We start from the raw sequence: 20,657 nt of genomic DNA on the forward strand, positions 1-20,657 counted from the left end.
GGCCTGCCATGGGCCAGAGGCCCATGTCCTTCCGTAGGCACAAGCAGTCCGCAGGGACTGCTTGTGTCCGACTCCAGTTCCCTAGCCGGCCCGCACAGGCGATGTGCCTGGCGGTCGATCCGCCAGGCATCGCCGCCCCCTCGGGGGCTGAGGCCGGACAGGGCGCGCCCAGTGGGCGCGGTGTGCCTGCCGAAGGGCTGCGGCACAAGCCGCGGCGCGGTCTGCAAGACCGGCCAAGGTACGCCTTGGACGGGGGGCATCAGTTACTGCGCACGATGGCGCTGAGGCCGTGGCGTTTGGCGGCGGCCTGCAGCCGGCCGTCGCGCTGCATGCGGCTGACGAATTCGTCCACCGTGGCCAGCCAGGCGGCGTCGCCAGGCTTGACGGCATAGGCATAGGGCAACACGAAGAAGGGCGTGGGCGGCGCGACGAGGCGGGCCCAGTCGGCGTTGTCCAGCAGTCGGCGGCTGTAGGGGTAGTCGGTCATGAAGGCATCCACGCGGCCGGCCTCGAGCTCGCGCTCGCGCGTGTCCGGCGGCCGCACGACGACGAGGTTAGCCTGTTTGAGGGCCGCCGCCATGACGGGTTCCATGAAGGTGCCGGCCTGCACGGCGATGCGCACGCCCGGGCGGTCCAGGTCTTGCCATTGCTTCACGACCCGGCTGCTGCGCGTGGTCACCGCATAGATGTCGCTTTCCAGGTAGGGCCGGCTGAAGCGCAGCACCTGGGCGCGCTGGGGCGTCATGCCGACGGCGAACATGGCGATGTCGCAGCGGTCGCGCTGCAGGTCTTCGACGAGGGTCGCGAAGGACGAGTCGACATAGACCGGCTTGACCTTGAGGTCGGCGGCGAAGGCGGCCGACAGGTCGATGTCGATGCCGGCGAGCTGGCCGGTGCGCGGGTTGCGCAGCGAGACGCCGTAGTAGTCGGGCCAGATGCACACGCGCAGCTCGCCGCTTTCCTGCACGCGCTGCGAGGCGGTGGCGGCGGGTGCCGCGCAGGCGGTGGTGGCGGCCAGCAGGCCGAGCAGGGCGGCGGCCAGCCGCCTCATGCCTGGGCTCCCGGGCGCATCGCGTTGACGTGGTCGCGCAGGGCAATCAGCTCGGTCGCGTGGCTCAGGAAGGCGGCGACGATGGCGGGGTCGAAGGCGCTGCCGGCCTGCTCCGCCAGCATCGCCAGCGCGCGGTCGTCGGCGCGGGCCGGGCGGTAGCTGCGGGGCATGGTCAGCGCGTCGAAATAGTCCACGACGGCAACGATACGCCCAGACAGCGGGATGGTCTCGCCCTGCAGCCCCTCGGGATAGCCGCTGCCGTCCCAGCGCTCGCGGTGGTGCAGCGCGATCTCGGCCGCGAGCGCGAACAGCGGCAGGCTGGAACCCGCGAGCAGGGCCGCGCCGCGGCGCGGTTGGGCCTGCCGGCGGTGGCGCTCCTGGTCCCGCGTCAGCGGCCAGGGCGGTTCGGTGCAGCTGTCGGCGGCGTCGAGCTCGCCGACGTCGTGCAGCGGGGCGGCCAGGCGCAGCTGGCGGGCGCTGTCGGCGTCCAGCCCCAGGCGCAGGGCCAGGGCTTCGGCCAGATGCCCGAGGCGCACGCGATGGGCGCTAAGGTCCGCGGCCGGTTCGGGCGGCGGCAGCGTCAGCGGTGGCGTGGGCAGGTCGAGGGTGGCGGTGGGCAGCATGGCGAATTCCTTGCAGATCTCGCATTCTCTGAGCGTCATCAGTTTTATCAAATATGCCGACTCGGCCATTGCTGGCAAATTCGGCAAAATATGGCGGGTGAACCGCGCCCCGACCGTGCCCGATACCTGTTCGACCACCGAAGCCGCCCAACAGCTGGGCATGGCGGTGCGGTCCGTGCAACTGATGGTGGACCGCGGCGAGTTGCAGGCCTGGAAGACCCCCGGTGGCCATCGCCGCATCCTGCGCAGCTCATTGGAGGCCTGGCTCACCGCCCGCGCGGGTGCCGCGTCGACAGCGCTGCCAGCCGACGCCCGGACCGGCGTGCGGCCCGTGACGCTGCTGCTCATCGAAGACTCGGTGCACTTCCAGAACCTCATCAGCCTGGTCGTCAAGCGCGAGTTGCCAGAGGCCGAACTGCATGTCGCTTCCGACGGCATCGCCGGCCTGGCCATGGCCGGCCGCCTGGAACCAGACGTGCTGCTCATCGACATCCTGCTGCCCGGCATCGACGGCGCAGCGCTGATCACCAGCCTGCGCTCGCACCCGCAGTTCGCGCGCAGCCGTCTCATCGTCGTCACCGCACTGGACGAAGCCCAGCGCGCGCCCTACGCCTTTGCGCTGGACGGTGTGCCGCTGGTGCACAAGACAGCCCTTGTCACCGAGTTGCCACGGCTGCTGGTCGAGGCCGCCCAGGCCCAGCCGGCCTGAGTGCGCACCCATCAATGGCCGCGCGCCTGCTGCTGATCGAGGACGACGCGTCGATCGCCCGTTTCGTTGAACTGGCGCTCGAGGAATTGCCCGGCCATGACGCCGCCGCGCCCGCGGTCGAACTGACGGTCGTGCGCCGCCTGGCCGATGCGCGCACGGCGTTGGCGGCCGGCGGCTGGCAGCTCGTCATCAGCGACCTGATGCTGCCCGACGGCTCGGCCGAAACCCTGCTGGCCGAGGGCCTGGCGGAATCGGCCGGCGCACCGCCGTGGGTGGTCTTCAGTGCCGGCGTGCACCCCCAACGCCATGCCGCCCTGGCCGCGCTCGGCGTGGTGCGCACGCTGCGCAAGCCCGTGCCGCTGGCCGAGCTGCTGGACACCATCGGCGAGTTGCTGGGTAGCCGCGGCGCCAGCGCGGCGCCCGCCGTGGCCGTCCTCGGTGTCGACCCGGTGCAGCAGCATTTCGGCGGCGATCGCGGCCTGTACGAGAGCTTTCGTGCCGGCTGCCTCGAACGTTTCGCCGACGATCTCGCGCAAGGCAATGCGGCCGTCGCCAGTGGCGACGCACCGGCGCTACGCCGCGTCGCCCATGGCCTGAAAGCCGTGCTCGAGTTGCTGGGCCACCCCAGCCTGGCCGCCCAGGCCCTCGTGCTGGAAACGGCCGCCGCGGACTGGGCGCCGGGTCGCCCCCTGCCGGAAGGCTGGTTGCCGCTGTCCCGGGCCGTGGCGGAACTGCGCCGGCGCACTTAGGGCCTGCGACGCCGCGCCGGCTGGCCCTAGACCAAGCGCGCGGCAAGCGTCGCGCAATATTTGGCAAATCCTCTGCGACCCCACCCGTTCAGGGGCAGAGCATTGATCGTCTGTATTAATAGATTTGATAATTGCAGCAAAATCCAACGCCATGCTGCTATGCGCCTCGCCTGCCGACAACACCCCGACCGACCCGAACTTCGGCTGCCTGCCGGCTGCTGCTGAAGGGGCGGGCATGACGACCAGCCAGGTTCTCTACGTCGAAGACGATCCGGTCAACGCGATGCTGATGCAGGGCATCCTGGAGCTGCGCCCGGGCTGCAGCCTGCTGGTGGCCCGCAGCGGCGCCGAAGCCCGGCGCCTCGTGACGCAGGGCCGTGTCGACCTGCTGCTGTGCGACCTGCGCCTGCCCGACATCGGTGGCGACGAGTTGCTGGCCCAGTTGCGCGAAGCCGGCCTGCCCGAAGACGTGCCGGCCCTGCTGGTGACGGCCGAATCCGAATTCGTCGCCTCGCAGCTGGCGCGCCGCCATGGTTTCGACGGCTACTGGAGCAAGCCGCTGGACGTGGCAGCCACGCTGCGCAGCCTTGAGCACTGGCTAGGGAAGCGCTGAAGCTGGAAACAGCCTCGCGCTGACACAAATCTTTGCGCATTGGCCACAAGGCCTTGCGCCCTCGGCAGGATGCTTCGGTGAAAGACGGACACCGGAGACCGCCCATGAAAAACCGCCGCTTTGTGCTGAGCAGTGCCGCCGCCCTGGCGAGCGGCGTCATGCTGGCGGCGCGCCGCAGCCAGGCGGCGGTCGCGGTGGCTGCTCCGGCCCTGAGCGCCGATGAGCGCGCCCTGCATGCGCTCAACCGCCTCGGCTACGGCCCGCGCCCGGCCGACGCCGCCGCGATGGCCGCCCAGGGCGCCGACAAATGGCTGGAGCGCTTCCTCACCGAACAGCTGGAGCCGCGCCGCCTGCCGCAGCCGGAAAGCCTGAGCACCCGGCTGGCGGGTCTGGACGTCCTCAAGCTCGGCCAGGCCGAGTTGCTGGGCCGCTACCGCGAGGCGGTCAAGGCGGCCCGCGAGGCCCGCCGTGAACAGGCCCAGGGCATGAAGGCCGATGCCGATGCGTTGAACGCGGTGCGCGAGAAGATCCGCCCCCTCGTCGCCCAGGCCGCGACGGCCCGCCTGTCGCGGGCGCTGCAGAGCCCGGCCCAGCTCGAGGAGGTGATGACCGAGTTCTGGTTCAACCACTTCAACGTCTTCGCCGGCAAGAACGCGGTCGGCGTCCTCGTGGCCGACTACGAACAGCGCGCCATCCGGCCGCATGTGCTCGGGCGCTTCCGCGACATGCTGGGTGCCACCGCCAGGCATCCGGCCATGCTGATCTATCTCGACAACGCCCAGAGCGTCGTCGCCGGCTATGAACCGCCGCAGCGCGCCCGCCGCTTCCTGGCCGAGCGGCCGGAGCTGAAGGCACGCGTGCCCAGCGGCCTCAACGAGAACTACGCCCGCGAGCTGATGGAGCTGCACACGCTGGGCGTGGACGGCGGCTACAGCCAGCATGACGTGACCGAGCTCGCGCGCATGCTGACCGGCTGGGGCCTGGACTCGCGCAAGGCCCTGGTGGGCGGCACGGGCGATTTGTTCGTGTTCGATGCGCGCAAGCACGACCACGGCAGCAAGACCTGGCTGGGCCAGACCGTGAAGGGCGCCGGACAGGCTGAAGGCGAACACGCGCTGGACGTGCTGGCCGCGCACCCGGCCACGGCCCGCCACCTGGCCGCCAAGTTCGCCCAGGCCTTCGTGGCCGACGACCCGCCACCCAGCCTGGTGCAGAAGCTGGCCGACAACTTCAAGGCCACGGGCGGCGACCTGCGAGAGTTCACGCGCACGCTGATCCGCGCCGACGAGTTCTGGAGCCGCGAGGCCTACCAGGCCAAGTTCAAGACGCCCTATCAATACCTGCTGTCCAGCCTGCGCGCGCTGGACCTGCAGCCGGCCAACCAGCAGAACCTGCTGGGCGCCCTGGCCCAGGCCGGCCAGCCGCTGTACGGCGCGGCCACGCCGGATGGCTACAAGAACACGGCCGCCGCTTGGCGCAACCCCGAGGCGTTGACGCAGCGCGTGCAACTGGCGACGACGCTGGGGCAGCGCAGTGGCATCAGTGCCGAGAAGCTGACCAGCACCCTTGGCGCATCGGTCAGCGAGCCGACCCGCCGCACGCTGGCCGCCGAGCCCGCCGGACAACAAGTGGCTCTCCTTCTCGCCAGCCCCGATTTCATGAAGAGGTGACCGCCATGCTGCGTCGTCAACTGCTGCACTTTGGCGCCTTCACCCTTGGCGGTCTGCCGGTGTCTCTCGTGCAGGCCCAGGGCCAAAACGGCGAGTTCAGGCAGAAAAAGCTCGTCGTCGTCATGCTGCGTGGCGCGGTGGATGGCCTCTCGGTCGTCGCGCCCTATGGTGAGCGCGAATACGCCGCCAGCCGTCCGCAGATCGCACTCGCGGCACCGGGCGCCGAGGACGGCCTCATCAAGCTCGATTCGCTGTTCGGCCTGCACCCCTCCCTGGCACCGCTGAAGCGCCACTGGGACGGCGGCCAGCTCGCCTTCGTGCATGCCAGTGGCTCGCCCGACACGACACGCTCCCACTTCGACGCCCAGGACTATTTCGAATCCGGCACGCCGGGCCGCAAGTCCACGCCGGATGGCTGGATGAACCGGCTGCTGACGGCCCTGCCGGGTGAGCCGGCGCCGACGCGCGCCATCAGCCAGGGCAGCACGCCGCCGCGCATCTTTGCCGGCACGGCCAGCGTCGCCAGCCTCGGCCTGGGCCCCAACGCCATGCAGCGCCGCGCCATCGACGACCCGCAGATGCAGGCCGGCCTGGCCAAGCTCTACGCCAACGACGCCCAGCTCAGCGGCACGCTGCGCGACACCTCGCGAGCCCGTGAGGAAATGAGCCGCAGCATGGCCGCAGCCGAGCCCAAGTCGATGGACCCGAGCGCCGACGCCGGCGCGCCGTCCGCACGCAGCTTTGCCGCCGACGCGCGCCGCCTGGGGCAGCTGATCCGCAAGGACGCCCACACCCAGCTGGCCTTCACGGCCGTGGGAGGTTGGGACACCCACGTCAACCAGGGCGCCGCCCGCGGCCAGCTCGCCAACCGCCTGGCCAGCCTGGGCGAGGGCCTGGACGCTTTGACCGCCGGCCTGGGCGACACCTACAAGGACACCGTCATCGTCGTCGTCAGCGAGTTCGGCCGCACGCTGCGCCAGAACGGCAACGGCGGCACCGACCATGGCCGCGGCAACGTCATCTGGCTGCTGGGCGGCCCGGTGGCCGGCGGCCAGATGCTGGGCGAATGGCCGGGCCTGGACGCCAGCGCCCTGGCCGATGGCCGCGACCTGGCCGTGCGCACCGACTTCCGCCAGGTGCTGGCGCCGCTGCTGCAGCGCCATCTGGGCCTGTCGGAAACCGCACTGGCAACAGTGTTTCCCCAAGCCCCGCAAACTTGGCGTTATGCAGACAAGCTGCTGCGTGCCTGAGGCATGCAGCAGCAGCGTTCAATCAGATGGGAGAACGACATGATGCGAAGCGCTTCCTCCTTGTTCGGGCTGTGCCTGTGGGGCGCCGTGCTGGCCTACTGCTTCCTCGTCGCGGTCGGGGCCTGAGGGCGTGCCCGTCGTCGACGTCCTCTGGGCCGGCGCCCTGCCGCCGGCTGCCGAGGCGCTCGCCGCTCATCTGGCCGACGTGATCGGCGACGTCCTCGGCCTGGACCCGGGGCGGGTCTGGGTCAGGCTGGACGGCATCGGCCACTACGCCGAGAACGGCGGTCCGCTGGAAGGCGAGCCACCGGTCTTCGTGCGCATGCTGCATGCGCGCCCGCCGGTGGGCGAGGCGCTGAAGGCCGAGATCACCGCGCTGACGGCGGCCATTGCGGCGGCGGCCGGCCGGCCGACCCATCTCGTGCATCTCGAGTACGCGCCGGCTGGGGCGGGGCGTGTCGCCTTTGGCGGCCGCCTCGTCGAATAGGGCACCCCACGAACGAAGTCGTCGCGGCGCATGACGTCTGCGTTGAGGCTGGCAGCATTCGCCAACCTTCCAACACTGTCGCCATGCGCCCACTCCTTCCCGGTCTTGTTCTCGTGGCTTTTGCCTGCACGGCGCAGGCCGAATCCATGCAGAGCTGCGATGAGGCCGTCGTCCTCTACTCAGCGCCTCAGCTCATCCCGCTGAAGGACCATGTCACCATCAAGCGCCTGGCCGTGCGGCCGGCGGCGCCGCCGGCAAGCGATGAGGCCGAAGACAAGCGCTGGGCACCGCAGCGCACCGCCGCCTTCACGCGGGTGACCCAGCCGGGTCTCAACGGACCGGACACGGTGGCCCTGCAGATCTTCTCGACCAAGACCCGCGCGCGCTGGCGCATGGACTTCGACCACGAACTCGACAGCGTCGAGGCCCAGTGGCTCAACGAAGAGCTGCTGTTCGTGCGCGCCTGGTGGGGACGCATCGTGTCCACCGACCTGATCTTCGACGTCGGCAGCGGCCGCTTCCTGTACGCGAAGGAAGCGAACTACGGGCTGCTGACCCAGCCCTGCGCCAAGCCTCAGCCGAAATAGCCGCCCTCAGCCCACCCGCTTGGCCGCCGCCAGTTCCGCGGTCGAGAGCACTTGCGGCTTCGCGACCGGCATGCCGGTCTGCGGATTGAAGAACGGACTGGCCCGGTAGGTCCCGCGCAGACGGCCCTTGATGATCATGGCAAGGGTCTTGACGATGCCGCTGAACATGCCGGCCGCCTTCGGCTTGCTGTCGCCCAGGGCACCGTCGACGCCGACGCGCATCGTGACCGGTCCGAATGATTCGTCCACGGAGGGCTTGCCAGGGCCGAGGCCCGTGTGGATGAGGCCGACGAAATCGGCCTTCCGGTCCGCGAGCGTGTTGCCTATCGGTGTGCGGCAGCAGCTCGCATACCAGCGCAGCATGCCCTTGTCGGTCAGTCGGATGCAGGCCAGCCGTTGCTGGCCCTGCGTGAACACGACGTGGGATGCCGGGACCTGGACGATGTCGGTGCCGCCCTGGCGGTCCAGCGTGTCCTGCGCGCCCAGATGCCGGGCAAAGGCCTGGCAGTCGGTGCAATGGCAGACGCAGCGATTGGACGGGCGCGTGGGCTCAAGCAGGCCGCGGAGCTGGCCGCAGCGGCACTGGATCTTGTGGTTGTCGGGCATCGGGCGGTTGTACCAGTCGATCCTTCCAGTTTTGTCATCAGCCGAAGTAGCCGAGGTTCTTGACGCTGAAGTTGGCCAGGTGGGGGAAGACGCCGCCGAGGTCGGCCGCGCCGACGCCGAACCAGCTGGCCAGCGTCGCGCTCATCTGGTCCACCGACGTCGTCGGCAGCCAGCGGCCTTCATCGCCGGAGTCGTCCGGCCCGCCGAGCACGAGCTGGGGCATGCGGCCATAGAGGCCACCCTTGACGGCGCCGCCGAGCACGAACTGGTGGTTGCCCCAGGCGTGGTCGGTACCGCCGCCCGAGGCCGGTTGCAGGGTGCGGGCGAAGTCGCTGGCGGTGAAGGTGGTCACCCCATTGGCGACGCCGAGTTGCTGCATCGCGTCGTAGAAGGCCTTCAACGCCGGGCCGAGGTCGGCGAAGAGCTGGTTCTGCTGGTTGAGCTGGTCGTTGTGGGTGTCGAAACCGCCCATGCTGACGAAGAAGAGCTGGCGCGTGACGCCCAGGCCCGAACGGCCCTCGATCATCTTGGCCACCGTCAGCAGCTGCTGGGCCACGCCGCTGTTCAGGCCATTGAAGAGGCCGGCGACGCTGCCGGTGCCGGACAGCGCCGTGTTCAGCACATTGCTGGCCTTGACGGCCTGGTTGAGCACGCTGGCCGCGGCACGTTCCTCGGCGTTGGCATAGGGCTGCTGCAGCAGGCTCTGGTAGAGCTGGTAGAGGGGGCTGGCGCTCGGGTTGTTGCCGAAGCCCTTGATCGCGAAGCTGGTGCCGGAACCGACGGTCAGGCCGGCGTTGCTGGCGCCGTTCATGAAGACGTTGTTGCCGCTGACCGACAGCGCCATGGGCACCACGCCATTGCTGGCCTGCAGGTCGGCGATGCGGCCGCCCCAGCCCGTCACCGAGGTGGCCTGGTTGCCGCTGAAGGATTGGCCACGCTGCCATTGGTCCTGCTGGTCGTCGTGGGAGAACAGATTGCTCGGCCGCTGCGCATTGGCCGCGTTGAACTCGGCCTTGGTCATGGGCCTCACGAGCGGGCCGACATTGGCCTGCACGGCCAGGTGGCCCTGGTTCCAGATGTCGGCCAGCGGCGTCAGGGCCGGGTGCAGGCCGACGCCGCCGCCGTTCAGTGGCGCGAGGGCCGATTGCGGCAGCGTCAGCCCGCCGGCACCGGCGGTGCCGCGCGCCCTGGCATAGGCAGCGTAGCTGGCCGCGTCGGTCGGGATGACCATGTTGTTGCCGTCGTTGCCGCCATAGAGGAAGACGCAGACCAGGGCGCGGTAGTCGCTGCCCAGCAGGGGCGCGGCCAGCGAGGGCAGGGCGGAGGCGCCGGCGAAGGCCGCGGCGTGGGAGAGCAGATGGCGTCGGGACAGCATTTCAGTTCTCCACCAGGTATTCGGGCGACATCGCGGCGAGGAAGAGTGCCGCCTTCGCGCGGTCCAGCGGCTTGGTGGCCGGTCCGATCTGCGCTGCTTTCAGCAGGGCTGTCTGCAAGCTGCTGCTGGCGCGGCCGGCGAAGAGCACGCGGTTGATCTCGGCGACGAGGCTGGCCGGCGTCGCCGCCAGGGCCTGCCAGCGGGCCAGGTCGATCTTGGTGCCTACCGAGCCGGCCACCGTCGGGTCGGCCGCCACGCCCTTGCCGTTCAGCGCCGTCTGCAGCACGCCGCTCAATTTGAAGGCGGCGCTGGCGTTGAAGACGCCGAAGGCCGGGCCGTCCAGGGCCGGGTTGTCGGGCAGGTCGTAGTCGGGCGGGAAGAAGTTGAAGACGCTGGCCGGGCTGTAGACGGTCTGGCCCAGGCCGGCGGCCTGGCTGCGCAGCCAGACGCCGTCACTCGTGCCACCCAGCGCACGCAGCAGATGGGTCAGTTGCAGGATGGGTTCGCGCAGCTTGCCGAAGTTGGCGGGTGCCTGCGGCGTGATCGTCTCGGGATCGGTCAGGATGGCCTGCAGCACGGCCTTCATGTCGCCGCGCTTGTTGCGTTGGCCACCATTGAAGGTCGTGGCCACGCGCTGCACATAGGCCGGGCTGGGGTTGGCCGTGACGAGTTGCTGGATCAGCTGGCGGCCGATGAAGACGCCGACATTGGGGTGGTTGAAGATGTTGTCGATGGCCGCGTCGAGGTCGGCCTGGGCCGTCTGGCCGCCGGGCAGCACGGTGCCGTTGAGCAGCTTCTTGCTGCCTTTGTCATGGTGGTCGTCGAAGGCGACCATGGGCGCGTCGTAGTAGCTCGGGTTGCCGAACTTGTTCTTCGTGGCACCCGGCCGCGGCGCATAGGTCCAGCCGGTGAAGGCATGGGCGAAGCCTTCGACGGTGTCCTGGTCATAGCTCGGCAGCGGCTGGCCGCTGCTGTCGAGCTTCAGGCTGCCGTCGAGGTTGAGCTGCCACAGGCCGATGGAGAAGAGCTGCAGCACCTCGCGGGCGTAGTTCTCGTTGGGCTCTATGCCCTTGGTCGGGTTGGCCTTGTCGTTGTTGGCCATGTTCAGGAAGCGCCCCATGGCCGGGGACAGCGTCACTTCCTTCAGCACGTCGCGGAAGTTGCCGAAGGCGTTGCGCAGGAAGATGCGCTGGTAGTTGGCCATCGCATTGGGCAGCTTGATGACATTGCCCGACACGACCAGGATCTCCGACAGGGCCAGCGCCGTGCGCTGGCGCAACTGGTCGGGCTGGTTCACCGCGTTCGCGAAGAACTGCACCTGCACCGGGAACAGGCTGTAGTTGTCGCGCTTGCAGGTGGCCGGCGAACCGGCGGGGCAGCCCTTGCTGGAGTCCGGGTCGACATAGGGCACGCCGCTGAAATCGGATGTGGCCAGATTGAATTGACCCGTGATCCAGGCCGTGCGGCCGCGCGCGATCAGGTCGCTGACCGCGGCGTCCGTCGGGCCGAAGCTGGCCAGGGCCAGAAAGCGCCGGGCTTCGGATTCGGTCATCGTGGTGGTGGTCGGCGGCGTGTCGGCAGCCAGGGCGGGCCAGCTCAGGGCGGCCAGCGCGGCCCACAGGCAAAGTCGGGCGAAGGGCATGGTGGTCTTTCGAAGCGGCGCCATCTTTGTTGGCGCCGCTCGTGTCGTCTCGCCACCATTTGTTCAGTTTGGTAAGCAAACGATGCGGCGGGTTGCGGACATTGTTCGGACTGTCCGCAAGCTGTCCGCGGACAGTCCCGGCGCTGCCAAGCCGTTGATTTGTCACGCGCGGCGGCCTGGCACGTGGCTTGCGAAATACCGGCCATGAACACCCGCTTTCGCGACACCACCGAGCAGGACCGCCCCGTGGCGCCCCAGTCCCGGCGCTGGCCCTGGCTGGTCGGCGGCGGCGCCGCCGTCGTGGCCGTGCTGGCCCTGACCAGCGGCGGCCGTATCAAGCAGATGCTGTCCGCCGACCAGGCGGTCAGTGTGGCCCGCCTGTCCCTGGCCACCGTCGACGTCGGGCCGCTGACGCGCGATGTCGCCGGCGAGGGTCGCGTCGTCGCCGCCCAGAGCCCGACGCTGTTCGCGCCCGGCGCCGGCACCGTCACGCTGGCCGTGCAGGCCGGCGACCCCGTCAAGCGCAACCAGGTGCTGGCCCGCGTCGACTCGCCCGAGCTGACCAACCGCCTGGCCCAGGAACGCAGCAATGTCGACGCCGTGAAGGCCGACCTCGCCCGCGCAGAGGTCGAGGCCCGCCAGCAGACCGCGGCGCTGCAGAGCGCGTTCGAGAACGCCCGCATCGACCAGCAGACCGCCGCCAACGACCTGGCCCGCCAGACCCAGGCCTTCGAGGCCGGCGCCACGGCACGCATGCAGGTCGAGCGCGCCCAGGACGCACTGGCCAAGGCCAAGCTTGCGCACGATCAGGCCCGCGACCTGCGCGGCCTCAAGACCGACAGCCTGGCCCTGGACGTGCAGGCCAAGAAGAGTGCGCTGGCCCGCCAGCAGCTGCTGGTGGCCGACCTGGAGCGCCAGGTGGGCGAGCTGTCGGTGCGCTCGCCGGTGGACGGCCAGGTCGGCCAGCTCTTCATCCCCGACCGCACCAATGTCGCCCGCGACGCCAAGCTGCTGTCCGTCATCGACTTGTCGGCGCTGGAAGTGCAGATGCAGGTGGCCGAGAGCTTCGCCCGCGAGCTGCAGCCCGGCATGCCCGGCGAGATCAACGGCAACGGCCAGCGCTGGGCCGGCCAGGTCAGCTCGGTGTCGCCCGAGGTCGTGGGCGGCGAGGTCTCGGCACGGTTGCGCTTTGCCGGCCAGCAGCCCGAGCAGCTGCGCCAGAACCAGCGCCTGTCGGTGCGCGTGCTGCTGGACAAGCGCGACAAGGTGTTGGGCGTGACGCGCGGCAGCTTCGTCGACGACGGCGGCGGCAGCTATGCCTATGTGGTGCGCGGCGGCGTGGCGGAGAAGGTCGCCATCAAGCTGGGTGCGCGCTCGCTGGAGCGGGTCGAGGTGATCTCGGGCCTGTCGGCCGGGGACCGCGTCGTCATCTCCGGGTCGGACAACTTCAAGGGCGCGGAGCGCGTCCTGATCGCGGATTGAGGTTGTGGGCGTGATGCTGAGTCAGGTTGCTTTTGCGAAGAGTCTTTCGACTCGGTGCATCGCGCCGGGAGTCCGCCCCGGCAGGGCGGGTAACTTTTCTCTGACGCGCCAGAGAAAAGTCACCAAAAGAGGAGCGCTCAATGCAATCCGCACTCGAGCGGCGGCATGCGCTCGCTTTGCTCGGACTGGAGCACGCCCCCAAGCGACCCGCTGCGCTCTCGCTGCTGTCCCTGTGAAGAGAACCATCCATCGCCCCTTCACGCCGGTTAACGCCGGCTGCACGCCGGGCTCATCAGGAAATACCGAACAGCCACGTCGCCCGAGCGACGCCGCATGGGGCTGTTCTGGTGAGCCCGGCGTGCAGCCGCGCGTCGAACGGGCCGCTGATGCGATGAGCTGCCCGGGTGACAAGTCGTGTGCGAGAGCGCAGCGGTTCGCTTCTTGTCGCCATGCCGCTGGCCGTTTTCGCGCGCCGCTCATCGCGGCGTCGCGATCGTGTGCGGTTCAGGGCCTCTTCTTTGGTGACTTTCTTCTGGCCCCGCAGAAGAAAGTTACCCGGCCGCCGGGACGGACTCCCGGCACCTCGCCACCAGGCAAGCACCGCTTAGGCAACCAAGTCGTCGGCCAAGCTGACCGCCACCAAACCCACTCCGAGTGAACAGGACAACCCCCATGCTTCAGATGGAAAAACTGCAGAAGGTCTACCGCACCGAGATGGTCGAGACCTATGCGCTGCGCGACTTCAACCTGACCGTCAACGAGGGTGAGTTCGTCGCGGTGACCGGGCCCTCCGGCTCGGGCAAGACCACCTTCCTGACCATTGCCGGCCTGCTGGAGGCCTTCAGCGCCGGCCGCTACAAGCTCGACGGCATCGACGTCAGCCGCATGGGCGACGCCGAGCGCTCGCGCATCCGCAACCAGAAGATCGGCTTCATCTTCCAGGCCTTCAACCTGATCCCCGACCTGAGCGTGCTCGACAACATCGAGGTGCCGCTGCGCTACCGCGGCTACGGCAGCGCCGAGCGCAAGAAGCGCGCCGCCGATGCGCTGGCCCGTGTCGGCCTGTCGGCCCGCGGCCGCCACTACCCGGCCGAGCTGTCCGGTGGTCAGCAGCAGCGTGTCGCCATTGCCCGCGCCCTCGCCGGCGAACCGCGCCTGCTGCTGGCCGACGAACCCACCGGCAACCTCGACAGCGCGATGGCGCGCAGCGTCATGGAGCTGCTGGAAGAGCTGCACCGCGACGGCGCCACCATCGTCATGGTCACCCACGACCCCCAGCTGGCCGCCCGCGCCCAGCGCAATGTGCACGTCATCGACGGCCAGGTCGTCGACCTGACCGCCGAATTGAAGACGACCCTGGCCGTCGCCTAAGCCCATGCGTCCTTTGATCCTCGTCCTCGCGCTGCTGACCGCCACCGCGGCCCGCGCCGACGACCTGCTGCAGGTCTGGGCCCAGGCGCGTGCGGCCGACCCGCTGCTGCGCCAGGCCGCGGCCTACAACGGCGCGCAGGAAGCCGCCTCGCGCGAAGCCCGCGCCGCCCTGCTGCCGCAGTGGAGCCTGCAGAGCAGCGAGCAGCGCGAGAACGGCAGCGGTGCCCGCGTGCGCACGACGACGAGCAGCCTCAGCCAGCCCCTGGTCGACCTGGCCGCGCTGCGCGAATGGGATGCCAGCCGCAGCCAGGCCTCCGCCCAGTCCGCCCGGCTGGCCGCCGCCGAGCAGGCCGCGCGGGCGCGGGTGGCCGATGCCTATTTCGGCCTGCTGTCGGCCCAGGCCCAGCTGGCCACGGCCCGCGCCAATGAAGAGGCCTTCGCCCGCCAGGTCAGCGAGGCCGACACCCGCTTCAAGGCCGGTCTGTCGGCCCAGGTCGAGGCCGACCAGTCGCGCGCCTACCGCGAGCTGGCGCGTGGCAACACGCTGGCCGCCGAACTCAATGTGGCCGATGCGCGCGAGGCGCTGGCCCAGCTGACGGGCACTCCCGTCGCCGCACTGCAGCCGCTGCGCCGTGCGCTGACCGCCCAGCCATTGCCGGACGACGCCGAGGCCTGGGTCCAGCGCGCGCTGCAGGCCAACCCCGCACTGCGCGCGCTGCAGCTGGACGTGCAGGCCAGCGAGCAACGCATCTCCGCCGCACGCGCCGGCCATCTGCCCACGCTGAGCGTGGGTGTGGACACGACGCAGCGCCGCGGCGATGGCGTCTCGGCGCTGGACGCCAGCCGCACGCCGACGCTGATCGGGCTGCGCCTGACCGTGCCGCTGTTCGCCGGTGGCTCAGTAGCCGCCGCGGCCGACCGCGCCGGCTTCCAGCGCGACGCCGCGCGCGAGCAGCTCGAAGCCGGCCGCCGCGCCGTGCTGCGCGAGGTGCGCGCCCAGCATCTGGCCGTCGGCCAGGGCGAGGTGCAGCTGCGCTCCACGCAGGTCGCCGTCGAGGCCGCCGAGCGCGCGCTCGAAGCCACCCGCACCGGCCTCACGCTCGGCACGCGCAGCACCACCGACCTGCTCCTCGCCATCCAGACCCTGGCCGGCGCGCAGAACGCGCAGACCCAGGCCCGCCACCGCCATGTGCTGGCCCTGCTGGCCCTGCACCAGGCGGCCGGTTCGCTCGGTGACTCCGAGCTCACCACCGTCAACGCCCTCCTGGAGAAAAACTGATGTTCCTCCACTACCTCGAACTCGCCTGGCGCAACACCCTTGCCGCCAAGGGCCTCTCCGCGTTGATGGTCTTGGCCCTGGCCCTGGGCATCGGCGCCTGCATGACGACGCTGACCGTTTACCACGTGCTGTCGGGCGATCCGATCCCGCACAAGAGTGCGCGTCTGTTCAATGTGCAGCTCGACGCCTCGGACATGGTCGGCTGGAAAGCCGGCGAAGAGCCCAACTTCGACCTGACCCGCTTCGACGCGACGGCGCTGCTGCGCGACAAGAAAGCGATGCGCCAGACCATGTCCAGCGGCTTCAACACCGCCGTAGGCCTGTCGGACGCCCAGGTCAAGCCGATCTTCTCGGGCGTGCGCATGACGTCGGCCGACTTCTTCGCGATGTTCGATGCGCCCTGGCAATACGGCGGCGGCTGGAACGCGGCCGACGACGAAGCCGAGGCGCGCGTCGCCGTCATCTCGGCGTCGCTGAACGAGAAGCTCTTCGGCGGCGCCAACAGCATCGGCAAGGAAGTCATCGTGCGCGGCCAGCCGCTGCGCATCGTCGGCGTGCTGAAAGCCTGGAAGGTGCAGCCGCACTTCTGGGACCTGACGCTGGGCAGCTACACCGAGACCGAAGACTTCTACCTGCCGTTCTCGACGGCGATGGCGCTCAAGATGGGCCATTGGGGCAATATGAATTGCTGGGCCCGTGGCGCCAACGGCGGCAGCTCGCTGGACCTGAACGCCAGCTGCTCCTGGATCCAGTACTGGGTCGAGTTCGCCAAGCCCGAGGACGCTAGCGCCTACCGCGACTACCTCGTCGCCTTCTCCGAAGCCCAGCGCAAGGCCGGCCGCTACGAGCGCCCGACCAATGTGCGCCTGCGCGATGTGATGGACTGGTTGGGCTCGCAGAAGGTGCTGCCCGCCGACGTGCGCCTGCAGACCTGGCTGGCCTTCGGCTTCCTGGCCGTCTGCGTCGTCAACATGGTGGGCCTGCTGCTGGCCAAGACCCTGCGCCGCAGCGGCGAGATCGGCGTGCGCCGGGCCCTGGGCGCGACCCGCGGCGACATCTTCAAGCAGTTCGTCGTCGAGGCCGGCCTGCTCGGCCTGGCCGGTGCGCTGCTGGGCCTGCTGTTCGCACAGGGCGGGCTGTGGCTGGTGCGCCAGAGCCCGAACGAATATGCCCGCCTGGCCGAGCTCGACGCCAGCATGCTGGCCCTGACGCTGGGCCTGGCCCTGCTGGCCAGCCTGCTCGCCGGCCTGCTGCCCGCCTGGCGTGCCGCCCTCGTCACCCCCGCCGTCCAACTGAAAGTCTCTTGACTTGTGTGCCAGACCGCCCGAGCGAAGCGAGTAGCTCGGGCATCAACTGACTGAAAACATGTTCACAGACCTCATGCCCATCCTGTCCACGCTGCGCCGCCACCGCATCGCAGCCGGCCTCATCGTGCTGGAGGTGGCGCTGTCCTGCGGCATCGTCACCAACGCGCTGCACCTCATCCAGACCCGCGTCCAGGCGCTGAACACCGACAGCGGCCTGGCCGAGTCCGAGATGGCCGTGCTGACGCTGCGCGGCAGCAAGCCGCAGCCGCCCGAGCGCACCGCGAGCATCGTGGCCGAGGACATCGCGCAGGTGCGCGCCATCCCGGGCATCAAGGCCGCCACGGTGGCCAACCAGATCGTCTATGGCAACAACAGCAACAACAGCGGCGTGTCGATGGAGCCCGACAACAAGGGCGTGCGCATCAGCGCGGCGCAGTACGCGGCCGACGACCAGATGCTGCCGACCTTCGGGCTCAAGCTGCTCGAGGGCCGCAACTTCACGGCCGACGAGATCCTGGACGGCTTCCAAGTCTTCAGCGTCTCCGATCCCAAGATCGGCCAGCTCATCATCAACAAGTTGATGGCCGACAAGCTCTTCCCCGGCGTCTCGGCGGTGGGCAAGACGGTCTACATCTTCGGCAACTCGCCGTCGACCGTCATCGGCGTCGTCGACACGCTGACGCACACCCAGCTGCACCGCGCCCGCGGCGGCAACGACGGCGGCAACGCGATGATCCTGCCGCTGCGCGGCGGCGGCTCCTACATCATCCGTGCAGAGCCGGGCCAGCTGGACGCCAAGATCAAGGCCGCAACAGCCGTGCTCGAAGCCGGCAACAAGGGGCGTGTCGTCACCCAGGCCAAACCGCTGACCGAGATGCGTGCCGATTTCTATGCCCAGGACCGCGCGATGGCCTGGCTGATGGGCGGCGTCTGCGTGGCGCTGCTGCTCGTCACCGCCATGGGCATCGTCGGTCTGGCCAGCTTCTGGGTGCAACAGCGCACCCGCATGATCGGCACGCGGCGCGCATTGGGCGCCACCGAGACCCAGATCCTGCGCTACTTCCAGCTCGAGAACCTGCTGCTGACGACGACCGGCATCCTCATCGGCCTGGGCGGCGCCTGGGGCCTGAGCCAGCTGCTGATGCAGAGCTATGAGCTGCCGCGCCTGCCCGGTGCCTACCTGATCGCCGGCGCGCTGGTGCTGTGGCTGCTGGGCCAGCTGGCCGTCTGGGTGCCGGCACGTCGGGCCGCGCGCCTGTCCGCCGTGGCGGCGCTGCGCTCCTAGGGTCTGGAGCGGGCCAAGGCCCGTCTCGCCACCGGCCTGGCGCGCTCTGGCAGGATGAGGGCATGAGCCGTGCCGTCACATCCCGCCGCTCGTGGCGGCGCCTTGCCGCCGTGGGGCTGCTCGCGGTGCTGGGCCTGCAGGTCGGCTGCGCCACGCTGGACGAGCGCCAGCGTGACTGGATCTTCCAGCCCGGCGACCGCACCTGGGCCGGCGGCCTCGCCGCGGCGCAGGGCATGGAAGACGTCTGGATCGCCTTCGACAGCCGCGTCGACTACCGCGGCTTCGGCCGCAGTTCGGCGGGCCTGCCGTCGGAGGCCATGGCCGCCGAGGATGCCCGCGCGGCCTGGGACTGGCTGGCGCGCCAGCATCCGGCGCAGCGCCGCTTCATCTTCGGCCATTCACTGGGTGGCGCCATCGCCGTGCAGCTGGCCAGCGAGGTCGGCGACGAGGATGGGCTCATCGTCGAGGGCAGCTTCACGTCCATCCCCGACGTCGTCAGCACCTTCCGCTGGGGGTGGCTGCCGGTCTCACCGCTGATCACGCAGCGTTTCGATGCGGCCTCGCGCGTTGCCGACATCGGCTCGCCGCTGCTGGTGGTGCATGGCAGCCAGGACAGCCTCATTCCCCACCGCCTCGGCCAGGCGCAGTACCGCGAGGCGCTGGCCGAGCTGTTCGCGCTGCGCTGAACAGACTCAGCTCGCCGTCTGCAGGCTGCGCAACTCGTTGGCCCAGTCGGCCCAGTGCTTGCGCACCTGGGCGCGCTGGTCGCCGTCCAGGCCGTTCAGCAGCTTCAGCAGGCTGGCGGTGACCTCGTCACGGTAGGGCTGCTCGGACGGCAGCGTCAGCGCATTGCTCATGAACAGCGCGTTGCCGCCGGCCAGGTCCTGGCGTGACCAGGCCTTCAGCGCCTCCACCGTGCGTGCCTGCCGCGTGGCGCGGCCCTGGGCCATGGCGGCCAGGTCGAAGTGCCAGCCCTGCGCGTCGGCGCGGGCCTGCTTGCGCGTGGAGCGGTCCAGGTCGCCCAGCCAGCGTTCCAGATTGGTCGTGTAGCGCTTGGCGCGCTCGCCCGGGCCGCCACTGCCGGCGTGCTTGTCGCGCCATTCGGCCGTCTTCTCGTCCATTTCCTTCTGCAGGTGCTGCCACTGCTCGGGCCGCAAGTCGGCCAGGATGGGCGCGGCCAGCGGCGCGGCCTGCTGCAGGCAGCGCTCCAGGCTGGCGCGCGCGCCGCGCTCCAGCGCCAGCAGCTCGTCCGGCGTCACGCCGTTGTCCAGCGCCGTGTTGGCCTGGCGCAGCAGCGCCAGCCAATGCGGCAGCTCTTCGCGGCGGTGCCAGGCCTGCCAGGCCTGCAGCTTTTCCTTCAGCCGACTCTCCTGGCTGCTGTCCAGGTCCAGATAGTGGTCGGCCCACAGGCCGACCAGCAGCGGCAGCTGGTTGTAGGCCAGCGTCAGGCTGGAGCAGCCGATCAGGCCCAGCAGGGCCGTCAAGGTGAGCAGGGTGGCAAGTCGCTTCAGCAGTCGCATGGGCAGCATCGTGACAAGGCCGGGCGGCGTTGTCTGGCCTGGGGTCTTGCGGGTCGATTCATGGGCCGCCCAGGCGTCGATAAGGGACAGCGCCACCCCGGCCGACCCGCACCAGGGCCAGGGCTTGCTGCACGTCAGGCAATCCGCGTGCCTGCGCCTCCAGCTCGGCGGCCTGTTCGGCGCGCTCGACGCAGCCTTCCAGATAGACCACCCGGCCCTGCACGGTGAACCACAGGCTGCTGGGATGCAGGGCCACCGCGCCGGCCAGCCGCAGGCGCAGGGCCTGGGCGATGGCGGCGTCGTAGTGGAAGGCATTGGGTTCGCGGCATTCACCTTGGAGCCAGCAGGTCGTGCCGCGCTCGGCGCGGTGGTGGGCCTGCACGCGGGACTCGGCCGCGGTGACGCGCGGGCCGAGCGGCTCGGGGCAGCCGGCGATGTCGCTGGACACGGCCTCGAAGGGGTCGTTGAAGCGGTTCAGCGCGGCCTCGTCGGCGCTCCCCGCCAGCAGCAGTGCCAGCAGCGACAGGGCTTTCAAGGGCAGGCCGTGCGTTGCATGGGGAAGTCGATGCCGCGCTCCTTGCCCTTCATCGTGCCCTCGATGCGCGCGGTCAGCCGGTCGGCGGCCTCGCGCCGGTAGATGACGCGTTGCGGGAAGTCGTGGCCCGCGTTCTCGAACACCGCCTCCGCCTCGCCTGAACGCAACAGCCCGAATTCGGTGGGTGGCCGGCCCTGGGGCTGGGCGACATAGCTCAGCTTGCCGTCGGCATCGGCGCGGATCTGCATGAACTCGAACTCGACGACGCGGCCGTTCTTCAGGGTGCGCGCCATGCCCAGCATCAGGCCGCCGGCCGGCGCCATCCACTGCTCGACCGAGCCGGCCTCGCGCCCCTGCTGCACCCAGCAGCCGGCCAGCCACTCGACGGGCGCGAAGGGGTTGGCCTGGGCCGAGGCGCAGGCGGCCAGGAGGAGGGCGGGGAACAGCTTCAAGAGCTTCATGCGCTTCATGTCATGGATTCTGAGCCGCGCGGTTATCGTTGGCGCCCTCACAAAC

Annotated in this window: 21 protein-coding genes; 13 read left to right on the forward strand and 8 right to left on the reverse strand. The window is 70.0% G+C overall.

The features are described from left to right. Positions 1-259: 259 nt before the first annotated feature. Complete coding sequence (locus AC1DW3_RS10960; RefSeq protein ID WP_477931327.1) at positions 260-1,051, reverse strand: ABC transporter substrate-binding protein; 792 nt, start codon at positions 1,049-1,051, stop codon at positions 260-262. Continuing rightward, positions 1,048-1,713, reverse strand: coding sequence for an HD-GYP domain-containing protein (locus AC1DW3_RS10965; RefSeq protein ID WP_477931329.1), 666 nt, complete (start codon positions 1,711-1,713; stop codon positions 1,048-1,050). The genes AC1DW3_RS10960 and AC1DW3_RS10965 overlap by 4 nt, the downstream gene beginning before the upstream one ends. 121 nt (positions 1,714-1,834) lie before the next feature. Here AC1DW3_RS10965 and AC1DW3_RS10970 point away from each other — a divergent pair, with 121 nt between their 5' ends. The 7 genes from AC1DW3_RS10970 to AC1DW3_RS11000 all read left to right on the forward strand — a co-directional run bounded on the left by AC1DW3_RS10970 (position 1,835) and on the right by AC1DW3_RS11000 (position 7,739). Beyond that, positions 1,835-2,383: a response regulator gene (locus AC1DW3_RS10970; protein WP_477931455.1), complete on the forward strand. Its 549-nt coding sequence runs from the start codon at positions 1,835-1,837 to the stop codon at positions 2,381-2,383. Positions 2,384-2,397: 14 nt separating this feature from the next. Beyond that, entirely contained in the window at positions 2,398-3,132 is a 735-nt protein-coding gene (locus tag AC1DW3_RS10975; protein WP_477931331.1) for a response regulator, read from the forward strand. 151 nt (positions 3,133-3,283) lie between these two features. Further along, on the forward strand, positions 3,284-3,745 hold the full coding sequence (locus AC1DW3_RS10980; RefSeq protein WP_477931333.1) for a response regulator: 462 nt from the start codon (positions 3,284-3,286) through the stop codon (positions 3,743-3,745). A 104-nt stretch (positions 3,746-3,849) separates the two neighbouring features. Next, positions 3,850-5,415 carry a DUF1800 domain-containing protein gene (locus AC1DW3_RS10985; protein ID WP_477931334.1) on the forward strand — a complete coding sequence of 522 codons (1,566 nt, stop codon included), beginning with the start codon at positions 3,850-3,852 and terminating at the stop codon, positions 5,413-5,415. 5 nt (positions 5,416-5,420) lie between these two features. Further along, positions 5,421-6,665, forward strand: coding sequence for a DUF1501 domain-containing protein (locus tag AC1DW3_RS10990; protein ID WP_477931336.1), 1,245 nt, complete (start codon positions 5,421-5,423; stop codon positions 6,663-6,665). A 130-nt stretch (positions 6,666-6,795) separates the two neighbouring features. Then, positions 6,796-7,152, forward strand: coding sequence for a hypothetical protein (locus tag AC1DW3_RS10995; RefSeq protein WP_477931338.1), 357 nt, complete (start codon positions 6,796-6,798; stop codon positions 7,150-7,152). 83 nt (positions 7,153-7,235) lie between these two features. Next, a complete protein-coding gene (locus tag AC1DW3_RS11000) occupies positions 7,236-7,739 on the forward strand; it encodes a hypothetical protein (RefSeq protein ID WP_477931340.1) in 504 nt (167 codons plus the stop codon). A 6-nt stretch (positions 7,740-7,745) separates the two neighbouring features. On the opposite strand, the gene AC1DW3_RS11005 is transcribed toward AC1DW3_RS11000, so the two are convergent. The 3 genes from AC1DW3_RS11005 to AC1DW3_RS11015 are packed head-to-tail and all read right to left on the reverse strand — an operon-like array spanning position 7,746 to position 11,362. After that, a complete protein-coding gene (locus tag AC1DW3_RS11005) occupies positions 7,746-8,345 on the reverse strand; it encodes a DUF6151 family protein (protein WP_477931341.1) in 600 nt (199 codons plus the stop codon). Positions 8,346-8,382: 37 nt separating this feature from the next. Further along, positions 8,383-9,720 (reverse strand): DUF1501 domain-containing protein, encoded by a 1,338-nt coding sequence (locus AC1DW3_RS11010; protein WP_477931343.1) that lies wholly within the window; start codon positions 9,718-9,720, stop codon positions 8,383-8,385. Position 9,721: 1 nt separating this feature from the next. Continuing rightward, entirely contained in the window at positions 9,722-11,362 is a 1,641-nt protein-coding gene (locus AC1DW3_RS11015; RefSeq protein ID WP_477931345.1) for a DUF1800 domain-containing protein, read from the reverse strand. A 204-nt stretch (positions 11,363-11,566) separates the two neighbouring features. On the opposite strand from AC1DW3_RS11015, the gene AC1DW3_RS11020 reads away from it, so the two are divergent. The 6 genes from AC1DW3_RS11020 (at position 11,567) to AC1DW3_RS11045 (ending at position 18,772) form a co-directional block, all read left to right on the forward strand. After that, the gene (locus AC1DW3_RS11020; protein WP_477931347.1) at positions 11,567-12,844 is read left to right on the forward strand and encodes an efflux RND transporter periplasmic adaptor subunit; all 1,278 of its coding nucleotides are present in this window, start codon (positions 11,567-11,569) and stop codon (positions 12,842-12,844) included. A gap of 672 nt (positions 12,845-13,516) precedes the next feature. Continuing rightward, a complete protein-coding gene (locus AC1DW3_RS11025; protein ID WP_477931349.1) occupies positions 13,517-14,215 on the forward strand; it encodes an ABC transporter ATP-binding protein in 699 nt (232 codons plus the stop codon). Positions 14,216-14,219: 4 nt separating this feature from the next. Then, positions 14,220-15,494, forward strand: a complete 1,275-nt coding sequence (locus AC1DW3_RS11030) for a TolC family outer membrane protein (protein WP_477931351.1) — start codon at positions 14,220-14,222, stop codon at positions 15,492-15,494. Further along, positions 15,494-16,801 carry an ABC transporter permease gene (locus AC1DW3_RS11035; protein WP_477931353.1) on the forward strand — a complete coding sequence of 436 codons (1,308 nt, stop codon included), beginning with the start codon at positions 15,494-15,496 and terminating at the stop codon, positions 16,799-16,801. The genes AC1DW3_RS11030 and AC1DW3_RS11035 overlap by 1 nt, the downstream gene beginning before the upstream one ends. Positions 16,802-16,859: 58 nt before the next feature. Beyond that, on the forward strand, positions 16,860-18,086 hold the full coding sequence (locus tag AC1DW3_RS11040) for an ABC transporter permease (RefSeq protein WP_477931354.1): 1,227 nt from the start codon (positions 16,860-16,862) through the stop codon (positions 18,084-18,086). A 62-nt stretch (positions 18,087-18,148) separates the two neighbouring features. Beyond that, the gene (locus AC1DW3_RS11045) at positions 18,149-18,772 is read left to right on the forward strand and encodes an alpha/beta hydrolase (protein ID WP_477931355.1); all 624 of its coding nucleotides are present in this window, start codon (positions 18,149-18,151) and stop codon (positions 18,770-18,772) included. A gap of 6 nt (positions 18,773-18,778) precedes the next feature. On the opposite strand, the gene AC1DW3_RS11050 is transcribed toward AC1DW3_RS11045, so the two are convergent. From AC1DW3_RS11050 to AC1DW3_RS11060, 3 genes are read right to left on the reverse strand one after another with little or no spacing between them, the layout of a single operon-like run. Then, entirely contained in the window at positions 18,779-19,606 is an 828-nt protein-coding gene (locus AC1DW3_RS11050; protein WP_477931356.1) for a DUF6279 family lipoprotein, read from the reverse strand. 58 nt (positions 19,607-19,664) lie between these two features. Continuing rightward, positions 19,665-20,141 carry a BON domain-containing protein gene (locus AC1DW3_RS11055; RefSeq protein WP_477931357.1) on the reverse strand — a complete coding sequence of 159 codons (477 nt, stop codon included), beginning with the start codon at positions 20,139-20,141 and terminating at the stop codon, positions 19,665-19,667. Beyond that, on the reverse strand, positions 20,138-20,602 hold the full coding sequence (locus tag AC1DW3_RS11060) for a DUF6265 family protein (RefSeq protein WP_477931358.1): 465 nt from the start codon (positions 20,600-20,602) through the stop codon (positions 20,138-20,140). The genes AC1DW3_RS11055 and AC1DW3_RS11060 overlap by 4 nt, the downstream gene beginning before the upstream one ends. Between the last annotated feature and the right edge of the window lie 55 nt (positions 20,603-20,657).

It is taken from the genome of Roseateles sp. P2_H4 (assembly GCF_056403315.1).